This window comes from Nocardia sp. JMUB6875, assembly GCF_041154655.1.
Taxonomy (GTDB): Bacteria; Actinomycetota; Actinomycetes; order Mycobacteriales; family Mycobacteriaceae; genus Nocardia.
In genome coordinates, this window is the sequence record NZ_BAAFGR010000024.1 from 31,322 (window position 1) to 52,681 (window position 21,360).

At 69.2% G+C, this 21,360-nt stretch carries 19 protein-coding genes and 1 pseudogene; 8 read left to right on the forward strand and 12 right to left on the reverse strand.

The window, feature by feature from the left end; translation table 11 throughout:
- Positions 1-38 precede the first annotated feature (38 nt).
- Genes ACAM49_RS08815 through ACAM49_RS08850 form a run of 8 tightly spaced genes read right to left on the reverse strand, consistent with a single transcriptional unit; the run spans position 39 to position 7,385 of the window.
- A complete protein-coding gene (locus ACAM49_RS08815; RefSeq protein ID WP_369634954.1) occupies positions 39-953 on the reverse strand; it encodes an ABC transporter substrate-binding protein in 915 nt (304 codons plus the stop codon).
- A complete protein-coding gene (locus ACAM49_RS08820) occupies positions 950-2,080 on the reverse strand; it encodes an LLM class flavin-dependent oxidoreductase (RefSeq protein WP_369634955.1) in 1,131 nt (376 codons plus the stop codon). Before ACAM49_RS08820 ends, ACAM49_RS08815 begins: the two co-directional genes overlap by 4 nt.
- Entirely contained in the window at positions 2,070-2,588 is a 519-nt protein-coding gene (locus ACAM49_RS08825) for an LLM class flavin-dependent oxidoreductase (protein ID WP_369634956.1), read from the reverse strand. Before ACAM49_RS08825 ends, ACAM49_RS08820 begins: the two co-directional genes overlap by 11 nt.
- Positions 2,585-3,775: a M20 family metallopeptidase gene (locus ACAM49_RS08830; protein WP_369634957.1), complete on the reverse strand. Its 1,191-nt coding sequence runs from the start codon at positions 3,773-3,775 to the stop codon at positions 2,585-2,587. Before ACAM49_RS08830 ends, ACAM49_RS08825 begins: the two co-directional genes overlap by 4 nt.
- Entirely contained in the window at positions 3,772-4,476 is a 705-nt protein-coding gene (locus tag ACAM49_RS08835; RefSeq protein WP_369634958.1) for an ABC transporter ATP-binding protein, read from the reverse strand. The genes ACAM49_RS08830 and ACAM49_RS08835 overlap by 4 nt, the downstream gene beginning before the upstream one ends.
- Positions 4,473-5,333: an ABC transporter permease gene (locus ACAM49_RS08840; protein ID WP_369634959.1), complete on the reverse strand. Its 861-nt coding sequence runs from the start codon at positions 5,331-5,333 to the stop codon at positions 4,473-4,475. The genes ACAM49_RS08835 and ACAM49_RS08840 overlap by 4 nt, the downstream gene beginning before the upstream one ends.
- Entirely contained in the window at positions 5,330-6,340 is a 1,011-nt protein-coding gene (locus ACAM49_RS08845) for an ABC transporter substrate-binding protein (protein WP_369634960.1), read from the reverse strand. The genes ACAM49_RS08840 and ACAM49_RS08845 overlap by 4 nt, the downstream gene beginning before the upstream one ends.
- Positions 6,341-6,368: 28 nt before the next feature.
- Entirely contained in the window at positions 6,369-7,385 is a 1,017-nt protein-coding gene (locus tag ACAM49_RS08850) for an ABC transporter substrate-binding protein (protein WP_369634961.1), read from the reverse strand.
- A 107-nt stretch (positions 7,386-7,492) separates the two neighbouring features.
- On the opposite strand from ACAM49_RS08850, the gene ACAM49_RS08855 reads away from it, so the two are divergent.
- Complete coding sequence (locus tag ACAM49_RS08855; protein ID WP_369634962.1) at positions 7,493-8,296, forward strand: IclR family transcriptional regulator; 804 nt, start codon at positions 7,493-7,495, stop codon at positions 8,294-8,296.
- Between the two features lie 12 nt (positions 8,297-8,308).
- On the opposite strand, the gene ACAM49_RS08860 is transcribed toward ACAM49_RS08855, so the two are convergent.
- Positions 8,309-9,682, reverse strand: coding sequence for an ABC1 kinase family protein (locus tag ACAM49_RS08860; protein WP_369634963.1), 1,374 nt, complete (start codon positions 9,680-9,682; stop codon positions 8,309-8,311).
- A 102-nt stretch (positions 9,683-9,784) separates the two neighbouring features.
- Between ACAM49_RS08860 and ACAM49_RS08865 the strand changes: the two genes are divergently transcribed.
- On the forward strand, positions 9,785-10,432 hold the full coding sequence (locus tag ACAM49_RS08865; protein WP_369634964.1) for a TetR/AcrR family transcriptional regulator: 648 nt from the start codon (positions 9,785-9,787) through the stop codon (positions 10,430-10,432).
- Positions 10,433-10,453: 21 nt separating this feature from the next.
- Here ACAM49_RS08865 and ACAM49_RS08870 read toward each other — a convergent pair whose 3' ends face one another.
- Positions 10,454-11,575 (reverse strand): esterase/lipase family protein, encoded by a 1,122-nt coding sequence (locus tag ACAM49_RS08870; protein WP_369634965.1) that lies wholly within the window; start codon positions 11,573-11,575, stop codon positions 10,454-10,456.
- Between the two features lie 236 nt (positions 11,576-11,811).
- Here ACAM49_RS08870 and ACAM49_RS08875 point away from each other — a divergent pair, with 236 nt between their 5' ends.
- Complete coding sequence (locus ACAM49_RS08875; RefSeq protein ID WP_369634966.1) at positions 11,812-12,825, forward strand: MaoC family dehydratase N-terminal domain-containing protein; 1,014 nt, start codon at positions 11,812-11,814, stop codon at positions 12,823-12,825.
- On the opposite strand, the gene ACAM49_RS08880 is transcribed toward ACAM49_RS08875, so the two are convergent.
- Complete coding sequence (locus tag ACAM49_RS08880; RefSeq protein ID WP_369634967.1) at positions 12,797-14,047, reverse strand: PucR family transcriptional regulator; 1,251 nt, start codon at positions 14,045-14,047, stop codon at positions 12,797-12,799. The two genes, ACAM49_RS08875 and ACAM49_RS08880, sit on opposite strands and share 29 nt — an antisense overlap.
- A gap of 307 nt (positions 14,048-14,354) precedes the next feature.
- Between ACAM49_RS08880 and ACAM49_RS08885 the strand changes: the two are divergent.
- Positions 14,355-16,047, forward strand: a pseudogene (locus tag ACAM49_RS08885) (FAD-dependent oxidoreductase).
- A gap of 10 nt (positions 16,048-16,057) precedes the next feature.
- On the opposite strand, the gene ACAM49_RS08890 reads toward ACAM49_RS08885, so the two are convergent.
- On the reverse strand, positions 16,058-16,936 hold the full coding sequence (locus ACAM49_RS08890; RefSeq protein ID WP_369634968.1) for an alpha/beta fold hydrolase: 879 nt from the start codon (positions 16,934-16,936) through the stop codon (positions 16,058-16,060).
- Positions 16,937-17,082: 146 nt separating this feature from the next.
- Here ACAM49_RS08890 and ACAM49_RS08895 point away from each other — a divergent pair, with 146 nt between their 5' ends.
- From ACAM49_RS08895 to ACAM49_RS08910, 4 genes are all read left to right on the forward strand, one after another.
- Positions 17,083-18,465, forward strand: coding sequence for a TIGR01777 family oxidoreductase (locus ACAM49_RS08895; RefSeq protein ID WP_369634969.1), 1,383 nt, complete (start codon positions 17,083-17,085; stop codon positions 18,463-18,465).
- 186 nt (positions 18,466-18,651) lie between these two features.
- The gene (locus ACAM49_RS08900; protein WP_369634970.1) at positions 18,652-19,512 is read left to right on the forward strand and encodes a MerR family transcriptional regulator; all 861 of its coding nucleotides are present in this window, start codon (positions 18,652-18,654) and stop codon (positions 19,510-19,512) included.
- A complete protein-coding gene (locus tag ACAM49_RS08905; RefSeq protein ID WP_369634971.1) occupies positions 19,509-20,330 on the forward strand; it encodes a helix-turn-helix transcriptional regulator in 822 nt (273 codons plus the stop codon). The genes ACAM49_RS08900 and ACAM49_RS08905 overlap by 4 nt, the downstream gene beginning before the upstream one ends.
- A gap of 45 nt (positions 20,331-20,375) precedes the next feature.
- Entirely contained in the window at positions 20,376-21,305 is a 930-nt protein-coding gene (locus tag ACAM49_RS08910; protein ID WP_369634972.1) for an SMP-30/gluconolactonase/LRE family protein, read from the forward strand.
- Positions 21,306-21,360 lie beyond the last annotated feature (55 nt).

The window sequence follows — 21,360 nt, forward strand, 5'->3', positions numbered from 1 at the left end:
CCGCGCACTTCGCCGGTATCCAGTGTGCAGGCGGTGGATCAATTCGGCGACAAGGTGCGAACGTAATCGTTCAGTTCAGGCAGGACGGCGTCGGCGACGCGGATTTTCCGGTCCACCAGGCCGTTGGCGTAGAAGAGGTCCGCGGCGTGTTGTTGTTCGGCGAGGAAATCGGCGTCGAGCGGGAGCAGGCCCCAGGGGCGGGTGCGCAGGGCGTGTTCCCAGTCGGACAGCGGGCGTCCGTCGTCCGCGGCGAACAGGGCGGCGGCGTCGGCGGGGTTGTCGCGGATCCAGCTGTCGGCCGCCTGGAGGGCGTTGATGATTACGGTGAGTTCCTCGCGGTGGTTTGTGGCGAAGGCGCGGCTGGTGAACCACAGGGAGCGGTGGCTGAACAATCCGTCGGTGGGGATCACCTCACGCAGTTCGGCTTGCTGTTCCACGGCGGTGAGGAAGGGATAGGAGCCGACCCAGGCATCGACGTCACGGGCGAGGAAGCGGTCGGCGGCGTCCTGGTAGGCGTCGACCGGGGTGATGTCGCTCCAGGACAGTCCGGCCTTCTCGAGGGCCAGCAGCAGGAGGGTGGTCTGCCAGGAGCCGTGGCCGAGGGCCACGCGCTTGCCCTTCAGATCCGCGGGCTCGTGAATGCCGGAGTCGGCGTGGACGACGAGGCGGCCGTTCTCCACGCGCGGCCCGGAGACCGCGAGGTAGACGATGTCGTGCCCCTTGGCCTGGGCGGTCACCGGCGGTGTGGAGCCGGTGCCGATGACGTCGTAGCCGCCGTCGAAGAGGTGGTCACCGTGCGCCGAGGGTAGCGCCGAGGTCGGGTCGACGCGTGCGTTGGTGAGCGTGCGCAGATCCACCCATTCGACATCGGGCAGTGACTTTTCGAGGATGCCGAGGTGTCGCAGCACCCACAGGGTGTTGTTCTGCGGGAAGTAGCCGATGCGGATGGTCATTGCGTAATCGCCTTTCCGGCACGATCTTTCAACAGGGGAAGGATGTGGCGGCCCACGCGGCGGGCCTCCTCGAGATGCGGGACCCCGGCCAGGATGAACGAGTCCACGCCGAGCTCGATCAGCTCGTTCAGCCGGTCGGCGACCTGTCGGTAGGATCCGACCAGCCCGAACGGCGGCCCGGGCCGCAGGCGATGGAATCCGCCCCAGACATTGGGTTGCACTTCCAGCGCGCGGAAGTCGGAAGTGTCGGCACCGGCGGTGAATTCGCGGCCGCGGCGGGCGCCGACCGAGTCACCCTCGGCGGCATCCAGGTCGGGCTCCGCACTCCAGCCGAGCCGGATCTGCTCCCACGCCTCGTCCTCGGTGTCGCGGGCGAGGATGTCGATGCGCACCGCGAATTTCGGTGGCTTCGGGCTCTTTTCGCGGACCGCGTCGAATTTCGCGGCCAGCGCGTCGAACGGTTCCAGCCAGGACAGGTAGTAGTTGGCGTGCCGTCCGGCCGCCTCGATGGCCGCGGGTGACGAACCGGAGAAGTAGATCTCCGGAAACGGCTGTCCGGCAAGCAGTTCCGGTAGTCCGCCGTCCTTCACCCGATAGAACCGGCCCTCGTGGTGGAAGTCCCCGCCGCCATGCCACACCCCGCGCAGGACGTCGAGGAATTCGGAGGTGCGCGCGTAGCGGTCGTCGTGGGCGATATCGTCGCCCCACCACTGCTGCGCGGGCCCGCCACCACCGGAGATGATGTTGTAGACGATGCGGCCGCCGGTCACGCGCTGCAGGGTCGCGGTCATCCGCGCCGCCTGCACCGGATGCAGGAAGCCCGGCTGGAAGGCGACCATGAATCGCCAAGTCCGGGTTTCGGCGGCCAGGGTAGCGGCGGCCGCCCAGGGATCGTCGGTATGCGGGAACGAGGGCAGCAGGCCGCCGACGAATCCCGAATCCTCGGCCGAGCGAATCACTTCGGCCATGTAGTCGGTGTGGGTGAACCCGTCCCACCCGCCGCCGCGGCGTCCCGGCGCGAGCGCGTCGGGCAGGTGCGGCGCGAAGCCACCGCGACTGCTGCCCGGCCGGTGCAGGGAGGTCTGGTCGCCCTCCATGGCGATCCGCCAATAGATGTCAACCGACATATGCGGACTCCTTCTCCCCCAGCCGGAAAACCTCACCCGGGTCGTGGCCGACCTCCACGAAGGCGGTGGTGTCGTTGTAGACGTTCGGAAACGCCGTGTCGGACAGCGGTTTCGGCAGCCCGTCGGGTGAATGCCAGAATTCGCGGGCGACAGCCACGAATCGTTCGCGGCCCGGATCGTCGACCGGCAGCTTCCAGCCCAGCCGCCCGCCGGAGAACCGTTGCACCGATGCCGAGAACTTCGCCGCGTACTGCGGAGTGGCTATGTCGCTGTGGAATTCGGCGACGACCTCGATATAGCGGGTCGCGCGCAGCAGTCCCGCCGCGGTCACCAGCGACTCGGGGCCCTCCGGGTCGAAGGGCACCAGCACCCCGGCCAGACCGGCCAGGTCGGCGGCTCGGGCCAGCGCGAGCGCCGAGGATTCCGGGGCCGGGCGCAGATCGGTGAGGAAGGCGGGCAGGCGCACCGGCGGCGGGGCCGGGGTGCGCGGCAGCACGATATGTGTCATACCGAACGGGTCCTTCGCAGTGCGAGATCGGTCAGGGCGGCGACGCCGTCGGCGATCACCGAGTCGTCGAATACGGCCAGGGGCGAATGGTTTCCGGCCGCGCGGGCCGGATCGAGGCCGGGCGGACAGGCTCCGAGCGTGATCATCGCGCCGGGCACCTCGGCCAGGACGCGCCCGATATCGTCGGCGGCCATCACCCGTTCCGGTTCCGCGTATACCCGCTCGGGGCCGAACAGTTCGGTCAATGTGTCCGCGGCGAACCCGGTTTCGCCGGGATCGTTGATGGTGGCCGGGTAGCCGTCGACGATCTCGATCTCGGCGGTGAGCCCGTGCGCGGCGGCGATGCCGTGGCAGACGCGTTCGGCCTCGGCGCCGAGCCGCGCCCGGGTCTGCTCGCTGAAGGCGCGCAGCGTGGCGGTCAGGGTCGCGGTGTCGGGCACGATATTCGACGCGGTCCCGGCGTGCACCGAGCCGATGGACAACACCACCGGGTCCAGGGCGTCGAACCGGCGGGTGACCATGGTCTGCAGCGCGCCGATGGCCGCGCCGAGCGCGGGAATCGGGTCGAGGGTGCGCTGCGGCCAGGCGCCGTGACCGCCCGCGCCGTGGAAGGTCACGGTCAAGGTGCCCGCCGCCGCCAGCGCGGGCCCGCCGCGGTGGCCGAATGTCCCTGCCGGACTGGCGGTTCCGACATGCAGGGCGAAGGCGGCCGCCGGTCGGGCGCCCGCGGCGTCGAGCAGACCCTCCTCGAGCATCAGCCGGGCGCCGTCGTGCCCCTCCTCGCCGGGCTGGAACATCAGGATCGCGTCACCGGCCAGGTCATCACGCCGGTCGGTGAGCAGGTGCGCGGCCCCGGCCAGCATCGCGGTGTGCAGGTCGTGGCCGCAGGCGTGGGCCGCCCCCGGAATGCGGGACGCGTAATCGAGGCCGGTCTTCTCCGTCATCGGCAGCGCGTCCATATCGGCGCGCAGCAGTACCGGTTTCGCGTCGCCGCGCCCGCGCACCACCGCCACCACCGACGACAGTTGCGTGCCGAGACTCACCTCCAGATCGAGTCCGTCCAGCGCGGCCAGCACCTTGTCCTGCGTACGTGGCAAGTGCAGGCCGACTTCGGGCTCGGCATGCAGTGATCGGCGCAGTCGCACCAGATCCGGTTGCAGCGCACGAGCATCCGCGAGCACCGTCATGCCGCCACCTCCACGCCCAGGTCGGCGAGCAGGCGACGACGCAACGCGACGAATTCCGGATCCCCGGAATCACGCGGGCGGGCCACGGTCACCACCTCGTCGGTGACCAGCTTCCCGTCGCGCAGCACGGCCACCCGGTCGGCGAGCCGGATGGCCTCGTCCACATCGTGGGTGACCAGCAGCACCGCGGGATGATGCCGCTCGCACAGGTCCCCGACCAGGTCCTGCATCCGCAACCGGGTGAGCGCGTCCAGTGCCGCGAAAGGCTCGTCCAGCAACAGCAATTCGGGCTGCCGAACCAGGGCGCGCGCCAGCGCGACCCGCTGCGCCTCCCCGCCCGACAGCGTGCCGGGCCACGCCCGGGCATGATCGGCGAGCCCGACCTCGGCCAGCGCGGACAGCGCCGTCGCCCGGGTCTCGGCGGTGCGCGGGCGGCCGATCGCGACATTGGCGAGCACCCGTTGCGACGGGATGAGCCGCGGCTCCTGGAAGACCACCGTGCGCGCGTTCGGCACCAGCACCGTTCCGGAATCGGGGCGTTCCAGCCCGGCCAGGATCCGCAGCAGTGTGGTCTTGCCCGAGCCGCTCGCGCCGAGCAGCGCCAGGAACTCCCCGCGCCGCACGCGCAGATCGATGCCGTCCAGAATGCGGCGCGCACCGAAAGTCTTCGACAGGCCGGTCAATTGGATCGCGGTGGTCATCGGGCACCACCGATCGTGCGCCACGGCATCAACACTCGCTCCAGCGCCCGGATGGCGATGTCCGCGATCAGGCCGAGCAGGCCGTAGATGAGGATGATCACCGACAGGATGTCGGTGCGGGAGAAGTTCTGCGCCTGCGCCATCAGATAACCCAGGCCCGCGGTGGAGTTGATCTCCTCGGCGGCGATCAGCGCGATGACGCTCAGCGTGGTCGACAGCCGCAGGCCCGACAGCAGCGCGGGCAGCGCGCCCGGCAGGATCACCGACCGGATGGTGGCCAGTCGGCCGAGTCCGAACACCCGGGCCGCCTCCAGCAGTTTGGGGTCGGAGGTGCGCACCGCCCCGAAGGTCGACACGTACATCGGGAACGTGGTGGCGACGGCGATCAGGATGACGCGCGCCTGCTCACCGATGCCGAACCAGACCATGAACAGCGGCACCAGCGACAGGAACGGCAGGGCGCGCAGCGTCTGCACGGCCGAGTCGAGCAGATCCTCGCCGAGCCGCCAGGACCCGGTGATGACCCCGAGGGTGAGCCCGGTCGCGACGCCGAAGCACAACCCGGTCCCGGCGCGGCCGAGGGATACTGTCAGCGCATCGGACAATTGCCCACTGTCCCACAGCTTTTCGGCCGCCCGCAGCACCTGCGGCGGTGAAGCCAGCAGATCCGAGGTGAGCACGCCGGTCGCCGACGCCATCCACCACACGGCGAGGATCGCGAGCGGTCCCAGGGCGCGCAAAGTGATCGCCAGGCCGCGAGATCGCCGCCGCGGCACCTTGATTCGAGGGGTGACCAGATCCAGCGGCACGGAATCGGCAGAATCCGTGATCCCGCTGGGGATCTCGAGCGCGGTCATCGGATCTGCGCCGACGTGGTGATGTCGATCAGATGCGGTGCGACGTCGAAGACGCCCTCGGTCACCTGCTGGTCGGCGAAGAACTTGGCGACCTCGGTGAACGCGGCCTTGTCGGCATCGGTGATGGGCGATGCCGTCGCGGCCGCGCGCAGGAATTCGATCGTCAGCTCCTTCTCTCGGCCCTCCACGGCGTCGGGTCCGGCGGTGTGCACGACATTGACCGTGTCCTCGGGGTGCTGCTGTTGCTTCAGGCCCGCCTCGTGCAGATAGTCGTAGAACGCCTTCACCACGGCGGGATGCTGCTGCTGAAACTCATTGCGCACGGCCCAGATCGCGTAGTTCTGTGAGCCGATATCGCCGCCGCTGACCAGGAAATGCTCACCGGAGTTGGCGCGCTCGGAAATGGAGTAGGTCGACCAGGTCGCCCAGGCGTCGACCTGCCCCGAGTGCAGCACCGCGGCGCTCTGGTTGGGCTGCAGGTAGACCCGGGTCACCGCGGCGGCCGGGACATTGTCGCGGGCGAGGGCCTTCAGCAGCAGATACTCGCTGGATCCGCCGTGCCACACCACGACCTTCTTCCCGGCCAGATCCGCGACGGTCTTGATGCCCGAGGAGTCCTTGACCAGGATGCCCTCCGCGACCTTGTCCGGCGCGACGGCCGCGAACAGCTTGAAGCCGGGCTTCTGCGCCAGCGCCGCGATGGCCGAGGTGATCGAGCCTTGCGCGACGTCGAGCTGGTTGTTGTCCAGTGCCTGTGCCGCGGGCGCGAACGGGCCTGCGGTGCCGGTCCATTCGACCTTCGCGCCGACCTTGGCCAGCGCGGCGTCCAGGCTGCCGTCCTTCTTGCCCAATGCCAGCGCGCCGGAGTTGCCCGGATCGGGTATGCGGATGGTGACGGCCGAACCCGCGCCGCCGCCCGTCGAGTCGTGCGCCGTGGAGCACGCGGAGGCGACGGCGGTCAATGCGATGGCGGCCAGGACGAAGGTGCGTTTGACGAGTGCGGCCATGGGATTCTCCGAATAGTCGTGGGGCGGTTCAGCGTTCGGTGGCGCGGGCGCGCACCAGGGTGTGGGCGGCGGCCAGGGGTTCGGCGGCGGTCCAGGCGGCGATATCCACGGGCCGCGCCAGGAAGCCGTGCTCGCGCAGGAACTTCTCCTGCCGGGCGAGCAAGCCCAGGCGGTCCTCGGACAGGTCCAGGCGCAGGTCGGCGCTGCCGGTCCAGGCGTAGGCCCCGGCAACTCCGGTTGCGCCCGCGCCGGTTTCGGCGGCCAGGATGCGTGCGACGTCGGCCGGATTCGCCGCGGCCCACTCGGCGGCCTCGATCAGCACCGCGAGGAAGCGCACCACGATCTCCGGATGCTCGTCGAGCAGGCGCTGATGCACGGTGACCGGGCGCGGGGTGCCGTTATTGATCCGCACCGTCCGATCCGGGAAGGCGTCCAGGTCGATCCCGATCACCGCGTCATAGCGCGCGGCGGTCTCGACGGCCAAGGCGCCCTTGACATATACCGCGTCCACGCGCCCGGCGGTGAGCGCTTCCAGTTCCGCGACCCACTGCGGCGCGTGCGGTGCCGCTTGGACTTCGACGGGCACCACATCACCGAGCGCGAGACCGGCGGCCCCGAGCGCTCCGGCGAATCCGGCCAGCGCCATCGCGCGCCAGAAGTCGATGGCTATGGGGCGGTGCGGAATCGCGATCCGCGCGCCCGCCAGCTGTGCCGGTGTGGCGATCGCGCTGTCCCGGCGCACCAGGATGGCCTGCCGCTCCTCGATCCAGGTCAAACCGATCAATCGGGTCGGTTCGCCATTGCCGCGGGTCCACAGCGCCGGAACATTGCCGCCCTCCCGGAACAGGCCGGTGAGCGCATGGGTGAAGTGATCCTCGGGCGAACGGCCGGTGCCCGCGTCCTGCAGCGAGCGCACCTGGATGCCGTCCGGGGCGAACTCGTCGGTGAACCAGCCGCGATCCGCGGCGATACCGGTGGCGGTCGGCACGGGACAACGGGTGAACCACAGGGTGTCGAGCGTCGACGACAGCGCGGAAGCGGACATGGGGACGATGGTGCCCACTCGCTACGGGCAATCCACGATATGGAATCAGTGGGATTATTACTGCGAGAACATTTTTCATTCATTCCACATTGTGGAAGGATCGCGGTGTGACCACAGCTACGGCCAAACCGCGTGAGGGCGCCCAGGCGGTCCATCGAACCCTCGCACTGCTGCGTGCGTTCGGAGACAGCCCGGAGGACCTGCCGGCGTCGGATCTGGCGCGCCGCCTGGGGCTGGCCTTGTCGACGACACATCGTCTCCTGCAAGCGATGACCTCGACCGGATTCCTCGAACAAGACACCGACACCGCGCGCTATCGGCTCGGGCCGACCGTGGCCGAACTCGGCCGCGCCGCCTATTACCGTCGCGGATTGCACCGCGCCGAGCCGGAATTGGCCGACCTGTCGCGGCGCACCGGCGTCGTCGCCGACCTCGCCGTGCGCGTCGGCGCACACGCGGTCATCCTGGTCGGCGGTTCGCTCGAGGGCGACAACCGTCGCACCCTGCGCAGACCCCTGCATTCGACGGCCCTCGGCAAGGTGCTGCTGGCCTGGTCGGATCTCACCGACGAGCAGATCGCCGCGCTCTCACCGCTGACCGCGCAGACCGACCGCACCATCACCGACCCCCGCACCCTGCGCGACGAACTGACCACCGTCCGCGCCACGGGCTTCGCCCTCAACGATGGCGAATCCGCGTCGGGCGTCCGCTCGATCGCCGTGCCCGTCCTCGACACCGACAACCACGCCCGCTTCGCCCTGGCGCTGCGCTCCTCACCCGACATCCTGATCGACACCCGACTGGACTGGTTCACCGAACAGGCCGCCGCCTGCGCCGCCGCCCTCGAAGTGGTCCTGCTCTCCCCCGCCCAACGCCGATCCGCCCCGCGCCTCCCGCTCACCCCGCACTGACCCGCTTGATGGTCAGTCGCGATCGGACCGCCATTGCTCGATGGCGCGGCCGATTTCGGTGACAGGGTCTTCCCCGTATAGCCATTCGCGGGCGATCCGGTGCCAGTTGTTGGTGGTACGCAACTGCCCGAGCGCGGCGAAGGTGAAAAGGTCTGCGCGGCGGGAGAAGACGTGTTCGGGTGGCAGGAGTTGCCGGCGCATGCCGCGGAATTCCGCGGCCCTGGGGTCGATGGCCATGACCACGGCGCCGGTCGCCAGTTCCGGGGTGACGGTGATCTCTTCGTCCAGCAGATGCCATCCCGCTGCGGCCCAGACGTATTCGAGACATTCCTCGGGGGTGACACCCGAGGCCGGATCGATGATGCCGCGGCGGACCCAGTGCTCGAACAGATCGTCGGTGCGGCGTTCACACGCGGTGCGCAGGCCGGTGCGCTCGTATTCCACGTCGACAGCGTCCATCCGGTGGTACAGCCCGAAATCGACGAAACCCACACGGCCGCTTGCATCGAGGAGGATATTGCCGGGATGCGGGTCGCCGCAGAATTCGTAGTCGGTGAACAATGAGGTGACATAGAAGCGATAGACGAGTTCACCGATGTGATCGCGATCGGCGTCCGGCAGGGCTCGAATACCGTCGAAGGACGTCCCTTCCAGGAACTCGGTCACCAGAACGTGGTCGCCGCAATACTCTTCGACGCTGTCGGGCACCACGATGAACGGGTGATCACGGTAGCGTGCCGCGACCCGATGCTGGGTCGCGGCCTCGCGCGCGTAATCGAGTTCACCGTTGATATTGCGGGCGATCTCGTCCAGTACGGCGGCGTCCCCGGCGCTGGGCAGCACCGATCTCAGTAGCCCGCTGAGCATTTCGAGATTGCGCAGGTCCGCCCGCACCGCGGCATCCACGCCCGGGTATTTCACCTTCACCGCCACCGCGCGCCCGTCCCGCAGCCGCGCCCGGTACACCTGCCCGATCGAAGCCGCGGCGACCGGTGTCTCGTCGCATTCGGCGAATACGCGCGCGAGCGGCCCCAGATCGCCCTCGATGACCTTGCGCATCCCGGCGAACGGCACCGCCGGCGCACGGTCGCGCAGTTCGGCGAGCTTGGCGCGGAACAACTCCCGATGCGATTCCGGTACCAGGTCCAGGTCCAGTACCGACAGCATCTGGCCCAGCTTCATGGCCGCGCCCCGCATGCTGCCCAGCACGGTGACCAGCTGCTGCGCGGCCTGCAGGGCCGAGCGCTCCGCGAGCATCCGCCGAGCCTGTTCGGGCTGCCCGATCATCGACAATCGCGTCCCGACTCCCCGGGCCGCCTGCCCCGCCGCCAGCCGGCCCAGCCGACCGCCGCGCGCGATCCGCCCCTTCGGCATCCTGTCGGCCATCCGAACCTCCCGGCCTTGTCGCGCAACAAGATACCCGACCGCTTTCGATCTTCGATCGCTAAAATGAGGATCGCTCATTTTCTTCGCAGCAAGGAGGCCGCGATGCCGCCGAAGGCTGTGCGCCAACGCCGCCGACCCACTCAGGAACGGTCGAAGGCGACCCGGGAGCACATTCTCGACACCGCCGCCCGGCTTTTCGGGGAGCGCGGCATCGCCGACACCTCGACGAATCGGATCGCGGCCGAGGCGCAGGTGAGCATCGGAACGCTGTACCGGTACTTCTCCGATCGCGGCGTCATTGTCGAGGAACTGCTCGACCGGCTGCTCGAGAACATCGAAATCCGCTTCACCCAATGGGTTTCGGGCGTCTCGCGGCAACCGCTGCCACAATTACTGGCGGCGAAGGAGCGGGTTTTCACCGAATTGCTCGAGGTGTTCACCGAGGAACTGGTCGCGAACGCGAAACTGGTGCGCGCACTGGTGGCGGGCGTCCAGTTCTACAGCAGCGGCCTGCCGGAATTCGAACCCCGCCTGCGGCTGCTGGTCAAGGTCCTGCTGATCCAGATACTCGGCCCGGGCGACGACCACAAATACGACACCATGACCTTCGTCCTGATCAACACCGGTTTCGCCAGCGTCCTGCGTGCCTCGGCACTCGAGGTCGGCAGCCAGGAGCGGCAGGACGCCATCGCCATGACCGCCCGGATGATCAGCGTCTGGATCGAGGCCGAGCTGCGCGCGGCGGGGTGAGCCCGCGAACGACGGTGCGGGTCAGAGCGATCCGCCGCCGCCCATGAGCCACGGGTTGAAGGTGCACTCCAGATTCGGATGCCCGGCCGGATCCAGGGCCCGCAGCGCGATCGACAGCGCCCGTGGCGAATACATCATCGTCAGGTGATCGGACAGGTCCTGCTCGCAGCCGTCCTGCAGCAGGATATTGGTGACCCGCGCACCCGGGCCCGCCTTCAGGAAGGTGAGGTCGACGGGGTTGGTGACCTCGTCGTAGCGGGTGCCCACAATCGTGTAGTCGATGCCGGGCACCGTATCCCCGTTGGCATTGAGCTTGTTCACGAAGTCCGAGCCGATGGTCTGCTGTATTCCCGCGTGCCCCACGAAGATCTCGACGAACCCGAGCACGTCGATCCCGAAGTTGTTGATCGCCCGGCCCAATGCGCCGATACCGTCGAGCGAGGTGCCGTGGTGGGTCGCGCCGAAGGTGACCAGATTGTGCATCTTGGCCGCACCGCCCTCGAACTTGGTGTACCAGTTCGACATCGCACCGCCTTGGGAGTGCGCGACCACATCGACCTGGGCCACGCCGGTGGCGGCCAGCACCCGATCCACGAAGGCGGCCAGCTGTTTCGCCGAGTCCTGGATGTAGCCGGTGCCCATGGTGCCGGGCAGCACCGAACCCAGGCCGCCGCCCTCGACCAGGTTGGAACGCCCGTAATTGAAGGTGAAGGTGCAGAACCCGGCGTCCTTGATGGGCTGGCCCATATAGGCGAAGCCGTTGTAGGCGTTCATCCAGGTGCCGTGGACCAGCACCACCGGCCGCGGGTGTTCGGCGGTGGGCTTGCAGTTCCAGTCGTTCGTACCGGGCGGCGCGGCATCGGGATTGAACAGCCCGTACGCGAAGGCCGCCAGCCACGAGGTCATGGCCGGTCCGTACCCCTTGGTATCGGAGGCGTAGCCGCCCGAGAGCCCGGAGCTCGAGCCGGAGCCGCCGAAGCAGTCGCCGGAACCGTTGCCCGATCCGGCGCCGCTGCCGGAGGTACAGGCCGATCCCGAACCGGGCTCCGCGGTGGCGCCGGCGCCGGCGAATCCGACCGCCAGTAGCGAAACTCCCGTCAGGACCGCGGTTCTGACCGTCCTGCGGCGCGTACTTTGTCTCATTTCGTGCCTTCCTTCAGCGCGAGCTGGATTCGAGTTCCGCTGCCGCCGAATGTTTTCCGGCATCGAAACCGGGCTCAAACTAAGCCGCTCCCGGAAGGCCTCAGAAGGGCTCGCGCCGAACCCTGGATCAGCTCACCAATGTCGAGACCGATATTCCGTGAGAACTTCCAGATATCGGTCGAATTCCGCGCAGACGGAACCGGGGCGGAAAGACTCGGATCCGGAGAGGAAAGACAATGAACCGTGACACCCTCACCGCCGGAGCCGAGCAGGCTCTGGCACTCGTCGGACGGCATTACCGCTGCGCGGAACCCTTCCCGGTGGAGCGGGCCCGTATCCGCGAATTCGCCCGCGCCGTACAGGCTTTCCATCCCGCCCACTGGCAGGAGGCGGCGGCCGCGCGCCTGGGATTCGATGCCGTGGTCGCCCCGCCCACCTTCGCGGCCGTGGTGTGGCAGCGGGCGCGGCGCGAGGTCCTGGAGAAGCTGATCACCGGCTACCGCCTCGATCGCGTCGTGCACGTGGACCAGACCCTGGACCTCGGCCGCCCGCTGCTCGCCGGGGATCTGCTCACCTGCGAGGTGTACTTCGAATCCTTTCGGCATTTCCGATCTTTCGACGTCCTCACCCTCACCGCCGTCCTCACCGATCGGCACGGCGTCCAGGTCCAGACCGGCTCCACCGCACTCCTGGCGCGCACCCGCGATCACGTGGACACCCGGGCCCGCGAAGCCTTCTCACGCCCGGGCCGCACCGAGGCCGACGCCACCGTCACCGCCGACCTGCGGCGCACCCGGCCGCCACGTACCCGCGTCGACTTCGACCGGCTCACCGAGGACACCCGGTTGCCTTCCGCGGGAGCCACCCTGAGGGCGCGCGATCTGGCGAATTACGCACGCGCCGTGGGTGGCCCGCACCCCGAAGACCTCCTCGTTCCCGATCCGCACGGCGACGCGCGGACGGTGGTGGCGCCCGGCATGCTGGTCTCGGCGCTGGCCGCCGGATATGTCACATCCTGGACCCGCGACCCCGCGGCGGTGACCAAATTTCGCGCCGAATTCGCGAATCATGTCCACTACCTGACCATCCCCGAGGGCGGGGACGCCGACATCGACTTCACCGGCCGGATCGTCGCCCGCGATCGCCACCACCGCACCGCCACCGTCGCGATCGAGGCGATATCCCAGGGCCGCAGGCTCTTCGGTTACGCCAGCACCGAGGTCAGTTTCGCACCGTCGGCCGCGCGCTGACCGCGTGATCGGAGAACGATCGCGCGATGAGCGCCGAGCGTAACTGCCACAGGTCGGCGGTGCGGGTGGGATCCAGACCGGTCAGCTGGCTGATGCGTTTCAGCCGATAATCCACGGTGTTGGTATGGATATGCATGAGGCGAGCGGTGCGCTGGCGACTGAGATTGTTGCCGATATGGCATTGCAGGGTCTGCAGCAATTCCGGATGCGCGTCCAGCGGATCCAGTACCGCCCTCAGGGTTTCGCGGCCCGGGCCCGGCCGGGTGAGCTGGTATTCCAGGGCCATATCGGTGAACCGGTAGAGCCCGGCCACGCACTCGAGCCGCTGCACCATGTCCAGCAGTTCGTGCGCGCGGTCGGTCGCGTCCGGTATCGCCTCCGGGGCGGCGACCACCAGCGCAGCGGTGATGGGCACCCGCCCGGCCGCGGAGAGCAGGGCGATCAGCTCGTTCAGGCGCTCATCGGCGAGCGTCGTCGTGGGGATGAGGATGGTGCCGCCGTCCACACTCAGCAATGCCAGCGGCGCCTCGCCGCAGCGGGTCGCGAGTTCGGCCTGCACGCGGCGCAGTTTGCGGCGCGCCACCACCTTGCCGTCTAGCATCGGGTGCTGTTCGTCCGGATGCGCCGGAATGGCAAGGGCCAGCACGTAATACTCGGCCGCGATCTCGATGCCGCATTCGCGGGCCATGGTCGAGGTCGGGTGTCCGCCCAGTAGCGCCGAGGTGAGGGTGTGCACGGCGGTGTGGTGCTCGCCGACCACGGCCTTGTGCTCGCGCACGTAAGCGCGGGCGACGGTCGCGCTGATCGTATCCAGCAGTGTCACCACGAGTTTCGCGCCGTCGATCAGATCCTCGTGATCCTGCGCGGTCGCCCGGGACATGACCCGATCCATGCCGAGCTTGAAACCCTCGTGGATGGAGTGCAGGACGGTGTCGATGGGCACGCCCTCGCGCGCCCAGCCGGCCGCGGCCTCGGCCAGCCTGCCGGTCTTGGCCGGGAGGTCCCGGCCGTCGAGCATGCTCACCGCCAGTTCCAGGCATACCCGGGTGACGGTGGTGACCTCGCCGGAGATGAGGTCACCGGGCAGGGTGGCGCACGGGATGACGTGGTCGACGAAATGGCCTACCAGCTGCCGGGATACCGTTCGCACATCTTGCAGCGGGGTGGACATCGGCTGACCGGAGACGGTCAGGCCCACCCGCGACGTTCCGTCGGTTGTCATCGTCGACTTCCTTCCGATCTACGCACTTCATCGGTGGTTGTCGAACTCTAAGATGATCACGGGCTCACCTTCCACTCTCTTTCGCGGCGAGCGGCACGCGACCGTGAATCGGCCGAATGATCTGCGTAAACAAGCGTTTGGTGTAACCGGCCGCGGACGGGCATCGACGAGTGTTGGTGAGATCCGCTCACTTTTCGGGAGCAGTCTCCAAAGCCGCGTCGCCGCGCCTGGGATCCGCCACAAAGACGTCCGCGAAACGCACCGGACCTCGAATTACGCTGTTACCGTCCGAGTTCGGAGGTGGACCATGGGCACGCGCGAGGCCGACTACGATGTCGTGATCGTCGGGTCGGGATTCGGCGGCAGCGTCACCGCGCTGCGGCTGACCGAAAAGGGCTACCGGGTCGGGATCCTCGAAGCCGGACGGCGTTTCGCCGATGACGATTTCGCCCGCACGAATTGGGATCTCCGCCGCTACCTGTGGGCGCCGCGGCTGGGCTGCTACGGAATTCAGCGGATTCACCGGCTGCGCGACTGCTTCATTCTCGCCGGGGCCGGAGTCGGCGGCGGATCACTGAATTACGCCAATACCCTCTATCAGCCCGGCCCGGCGTTCTTCCGGGACCGGCAATGGGCCGAAATCACCGACTGGGAGACCGAACTCGCCCCGCATTACGAACGGGCCCGGCGCATGCTCGGGGTCGTCACCAACCCGCGCCGCACCGACCCGGACCGGATCATCGCCGCGGTCGCCGAGCAGATGGGCGCGGGCGACACGTTCGTGCCGACACCGGTCGGAGTGTATTTCGGGGAACCCGGAAAGACCGTCCCCGACCCGTATTTCGGCGGCGTCGGACCCGCACGCACCGGCTGTCTCGAATGCGGCGAGTGCATGACCGGGTGCCGGCACGGCGCGAAGAACACCCTCGTCAAGAACTACCTCGGGCTCGCCGAACGCGCCGGGGCCCGAGTGCATCCGATGACGACGGTCACCGCGCTGCGGCCGGGGACCGACGGCGGCTGGCGCATCGAAACCAGGGATACCGCCGCGCGAATCCGACGCCGCCGCACCGTCTTCGCCGCCCGGCAGGTGGTGCTCGCCGCCGGAACCTGGGGAACGCAACGACTGCTGTTCGCCATGCGAGACGCCGGGGTGCTGCCGGCGCTCACCGCGGCTGGGCGTGCTGACCCGCACCAATTCCGAGGCCATCCTCGGGGCCGGGCGCACGACGGTCGATCCCGCCGTGGACCTCACCGGCGGGGTGGCCATCACCTCGTCGTTCCATCCCACGCCCGACACCCATATCGAACCGGTGCGCTACGGCAAGGGCTCCAACGCCATGGGGCTGCTGCAGACCTACATGATCGACGGCGACGGCCGGGTGCCGCGCTGGGTCAAGGTCGCGATTCCCGCACTGTCACACCCGGTCCGGACCGTGCGGCTGCTGCGCACCAAGCAGTGGAGCGAGCGGACGCTCATCCTGCTGGTCATGCAGAGCCTGGACAATTCGCTGACCACCTCCACCCGGCGCGGACTCTTCGGCCGTCGCCGCTTCACCAGCGAACCCGGTTACGGCGCACCGAATCCCGGCTGGATCCCGGTCGGGCACGAGGCCACCCGCCGCGTCGCCGACCAGCTCGGCGCGACCCCGGGCAGTACCTGGCCGGATCTGTTCAACCTGCCCATGACCGCGCATTTCATCGGCGGCTGCGTCATCGGATCGAATGCCGAGCAGGGTGTGATCGACCCGTATCACCGGGTGTACGGGTACCCGACGCTCAGCATCGCCGATGGCTCGGCGATCTCGGCGAACCTGGGCGTGAATCCGTCGCTGACCATCGCGGCCCAGGCGGAACGCGCGGCGTCCATGTGGCCGAACAACGGCGACGCCGACCCGCGCCCGGAATTGGGCCGACCGTACCGGCGCATCGCACCGATCGCGCCCGGGCGCCCGGTGGTACCCGAGCACGCACCGATCTTCCTTCCGATAGTCGGTTAGGCCCCGGCCGTCAGCGGAAATGCTCGATCAGCAGCCGGCTGAGGGGTTCGGGGGCCTCCTCCGGAATCCAGTGGGACACACCGGGTAGCACCTCGAGGCGAAAGGGACCGTCGACATACCGGTGGGTCGATTTCACACCGGTGTCGAGGACCGCGGTGTCGCGGTCGCTCCAGATCTGCAGCACCGGCACGTCGACACGGCCGCGCAGCAGGCGCGGAGAGGTGAACGGCATCCCGCGATACCAATGCAGTCCCCCGCGCGCGATCGCCCTGTCGCGCAACCGATCCGCGTCGCGACGGGCCACCTCCGGGGACTGTCCGGTCCGCCGCAGCAGCGTCGGGAACGCGGCCGTCCGCATCATGAATTCCGGAATCAGCGGCAGCTGAAACAGATACATGTACCAGGACGCCACCCCTTGGCGGCTGGTGAGCATCGCCCGCAGGAACGCGCCCGGATGCGGGACCGACAGCGCGGTCAGCGACCGCACCTGACCCTGCCCGTGGATCGCCGCCGCCCAGGCCGCGGCCGCACCCCAGTCGTGGCCGACCAGATGCACCGGCCGCCCGATCTGCCCGATCATCGACAGCACATCGCGGGCCTGTTCGTCGAGCCGATACTCCCAGCGCCAGCGGGGAGCCGCGGTGGCGCTGGCGCCCCGCAGATCCGGCGCGAACGTGCGGAATCCCGCCTGGTTCAACAGTTCCGCCGTCGCCGCCCAACTGCGCGCGTCCTGCGGCCAACCGTGCAGCAGCAGAACCGGTTCACCGGCGAGCGGGCCGGAATCGACCACCGGAAATTCCAACTCACCGCGGCGAAACGTGGCGATCCGCCCCGGATCACTCCACACGCCACCGGACCCACCGGCGGATACGTTCGTCCTCGTCGACATCGGTACCTCCTGCGATCGCGCCATTGCCGCTCCAGCGTGTCACAGCGCCCACGTTTCCGCTACCGGCAGTTACACATAAATAGATTGAACGCATTGAACGATGCACAATCGTGGCACCCTTTTCGATGGGGGCCTAGAGTCGAGGCATGGGCATCGAGTGTTCGAGCGTCGTCTCCGCACCGCTGACCGACGTCTTCGACTGGTTCTCCCGTCCCGGCGCCTTCGCGCGACTGGCACCACCCTGGCAACCGATCCGGCTGCTCGAGGAAACCCGTTCCCTCGCCGACGGACAAGCGGTACTCGGTTTGCCAGCGGGTCTGCGCTGGGTCGCCCGCCACGATCCGGCCGCCTACGATCCGCCGCATCGTTTCGCCGACGAGGTCGCCGCGACGGGTCCCGCTTCCCGGCCCGCGGCACTGTTGATGCGCTGGCGCCACATCCACGAGTTCGAAGCGGTGGACGCCGAGCACACCAGGGTCATCGACCGGGTGCACACGCCGGTGCCCGCCGCATTGCTGCGGGCCACCTTCGGCTACCGCTATCGCCAGCTCGCCGAGGATCTCGCCGCGCACCGGCGAGCGGCCCGGGCTGGACTCGGTCCCCGGACCATTGCCGTCACCGGGGCCGGCGGGCTCGTGGGGTCGGCGTTGACGGCCTTCCTGAGCACCGGCGGCCACACCATGGTGCGGCTGGTCCGCCGCACGCCACGCGAACCCGCTGAGCGGCAATGGAATCCGGCCGCGCCCGATCCCGCGCTGCTCGACGGCGTCGATGCGCTGATCCACCTGGCCGGTGCGTCGATCGCGGGCCGGTTCACCGAACGGCATCGCCGCGAGATCGCCGAGAGCCGCATCGGACCCACCCGGGCCCTGGCCGAACTCGCCGCGCGCGCCGGGATCGAGGTCTTCGCCAGCGCGTCGGCGATCGGCTATTACGGCTACGATCGCGGCGACGAGACGCTGACCGAGGACAGCGGCCGCGGCGAGGGCTTCCTCGCCGATGTCGTCGCCGACTGGGAGGCCGCCACCGACCCCGCGGCCGAGGCCGGGGTCCGGGTCGTCCGGGTACGCACCGGCATCGTGCAGTCCCCCGCCGGCGGCACGCTGCGCCTGCTGCGCCCGCTGTTCGCGCTCGGGCTCGGCGGGCGCATCGGCGATGGCCGGCAATGGATGTCCTGGATCGGCATCGACGATCTGGTCGACGTGTATCACCGTGCGCTGTGGGACGATTCGCTGTCGGGCCCCGTCAACGCCGTGGCGCCCGACCCCGTGCGCAACACCGACTACACCGCGACGCTGGCGGCAGCGCTGCACCGGCCCGCGCTGCTGCCGGTCCCCAGGTTCGGCCCCGCGCTGCTGCTGGGTTCCCAGGGCAACCGGGAACTCGCCGCCGCCAGTCAGCGCGTACTGCCCGCCGCACTGACGGCGGCCGGGCATCACTTCCGCAATCCCGATCTCGACTCCGCCCTGCGCCACCTGCTCGGCGAGAATCCGCCCGCCGCAACCGAATTCGACACCGCCCAGCGCTGACCATCGCCCGCTACGTGCTCTCCACCGAAATCCGCATCGTTAGTGCATCATTTTGCTAGTATCGATCCGGTCCCAGAACACGGCGACTCCGGGAAACACGAGTAACGGCTGGGTGCCCGAAGCGTCGACGGTGTCGCAGCAGCGCCGCCCGCACATCGTCGACGCGGCCCGGGCACAATCAGGGTCATGTCACCCCGTCCGACGATCACCCCGGATCAGGCCGGTTATTCCGTCCGCGTGGTCGCCGAGCGCCTCGGCATCCCGACCGCCACCCTGCGCAGCTGGAATCGCCGCTACGGCATCGGGCCTCGCCAGGATCGGCCCGGACGGCATCGGCTCTACTCCGAAGGCGATATCGCGGCGCTCGTGCGGATGCGCGAACTGCTCGACACCGGTATGAGCGCGGCCGCGGCGGCGGCCGCCATTCGCGGTCCGGCCTTGCCGCGCGGCGACCGGGCGGTGCTGCTGGCCGCCGCGTTCGCGCTCGACGAGCAGCTGGTGTGCGGTCTGCTCGAACAGCATGTGCGCGCCCACGGCGTGGTCGAGACCTGGAATGGGTTGTGCCGCCCCGCCTTCGCGGAGGTCGTGGACCGCCAGCTGGGTGGCGACCGGTGCATCGACGTGGAGCACCTGCTGTCGTGGTGCCTCATCGCCACCCTGCACCGCCTCACGCCGCCGGTGCCCTCGCATCCCGCCCCGACGCTGGTGCTGGCCTGCACGAGCGGTGAAACCCATTCGCTGCCATTGGAAGTGCTGCACGCCGCGCTGTCCGAACGCGGGATCGGCGCGCGCATGCTCGGCCCGGACGTCCCGACCGAGGCATTGAGCGCGACACTGGACCGCATGCCCGCTCCCGCCACCGTCATGCTCTGGTCCCAGCGGGAGGCGACCGCGCTGACCTCGGCCGTGCGCGCCTGCCTGGCCGCCGACGCCCGCGTCAACGTGGGCGGAGACGGCTGGCAGGACGTGCTACTGCCCGACTCGGTGGTCCGCCTGACCAGCCTCACCGACGCGGTCGAACGCCTCGCCCACCCGGCGGCGCGATGACACGGCAACGCTCCGGCGACGCACGAGTCAACGAACTCGGCGAATTCTTGCGTGCCTGCCGCGGGGCCGTGCGGCCGGAGGAGGCCGGGCTGGTCGCACACGGCCGTCGGCGGGTCGCGGGATTGCGGCGCGAGGAAGTCGCCGAGCTCGCCGGCATGAACGCCGACTACTACACCCGGCTCGAACAGGGACGTGAGCGTCACCCGTCGGCGCAGATGCTGGCGGCGTTGAGTTCGGCGTTGCGGCTGAACGAGGCGTTGCGCGAGCATCTGTATCGGCTCGGGGGCATCGCCGCGCCCGCGCGGACCTCCAGTGAGACGGTCGGTCCGACGGTGCGCGGCCTGCTCGATTCCTATCCGGCCGCACCGGCTCTGGTGTTGAACCCGGCGATGGACATCCTCGCCGCCAATGCGGTGGCCGAGGTCTTCTTCGCCGGATTCCCGCGCCTGGACAATCTGGCCCGCATGACCTTTCTCGAACCGGCGGCCCGCCGGTTCTGCGTCGAGTGGACCTGGACCTGCCAGGCCATGGTCGCGGGCTTCCGGCAGGCGGGCGCGCTGTTTCCGGAGGACCGGCGGCTGCGGCAGGTGGTAGCCGAGCTCCTCGACGCCAGTGCCGAATTCGCCGAGCTGTGGCATTCGTACACGCTGTGCGCGGCGACGAGCGAGGCCAGGCGGTTCCGTCATCCCGAGCTCGGCGCGCTCGCGCTGACCTACGAATCCTTCGATGTGCGCGGCGCGGCCGGTCAGCGGCTGATGGTCTATCGGGCCGAGCCCGGCAGTGCCACCGCCGCGGCCCTGGCGGGTGCCGGGGTGTAGCGCACCCAGGCAACCGGGTGGCGCGGGTGCTTACCATCACCGACCGTGAAACCCTTCCCCCACCATCGCACTCGGTCCCGCCGCGGCGTGGCGGCGGGCGCGGCCCTGCTCGCGCTGGCGGCCGCCGGTGTCGCCGCACCGGCGACCGCACGGGCCCAATCGGATTCGTGCCCGTCCGTCACCGTGTCCACGGTCGCCACCGCGGTGATCCCATTCGTGGACTGGGCCGAGAACCTCGGGTTCGACGCGCAGGGCAATCTGTGGGTGGCGCGGCTCTACCGCAACGAGGTCCAGCGTTACGACGCCGCGGGCCGGATCACCGCGACGGTGCCGGTGCCCTCACCGGGCGCGATTCGGCTGGGTCCCGACCAGCTGCTGTATGTGGTCTACGGCGACAATTCGCTGAACTTCGCACCCGGCGTGCACGACAGCGGTGTCGTCCGCTTCGATCCGGCGGCCGCCACGCCCGTCGCCGAACCCTTCGTCAGCGGTTTGACCATGGCCAACGGAGCCGCGTTCGATAGCGCGGGCAATCTGTACGTCGCCGACACCGGAATCGGGGTGCTACGGGTCCGCCCCGACGCCACGATCGACACCGAGTGGTCCGCGCAGGCCAGGATGTTCGGCGTCAACGGCCTTGCCGTCCACGGCGATTCGGTCTACACCACCGTCTACCTCACCCCGCAGGGCCGACTGCTGCGCATCCCGATCGCCGACTCCGCCCGGCAGAGCACCACCGTGGAGACGGCGCTGGCCGACGATCTCGCGGCGAGCCGGGACGGATTCCTCTACGTGGCCTCCACATCCGGCGCTCTCCTGCGCGTGGATCCCGATACCCACACCACCTGCACGCTGCTGAACCGCGACCCCTTGGCGGCGGTGGCCGCGCTCCCGAACTCCGACGACCTGATGGTCGCCACCGGCCGCGGGGACGTCCTCCGGGTTCACTTGCGAACCAGCGGCTCCGGCTCCTGAGCACCCGCCGACCGCGCAACACGCCCGGTCCGGGCCGACGGATCGGGCCGCGACG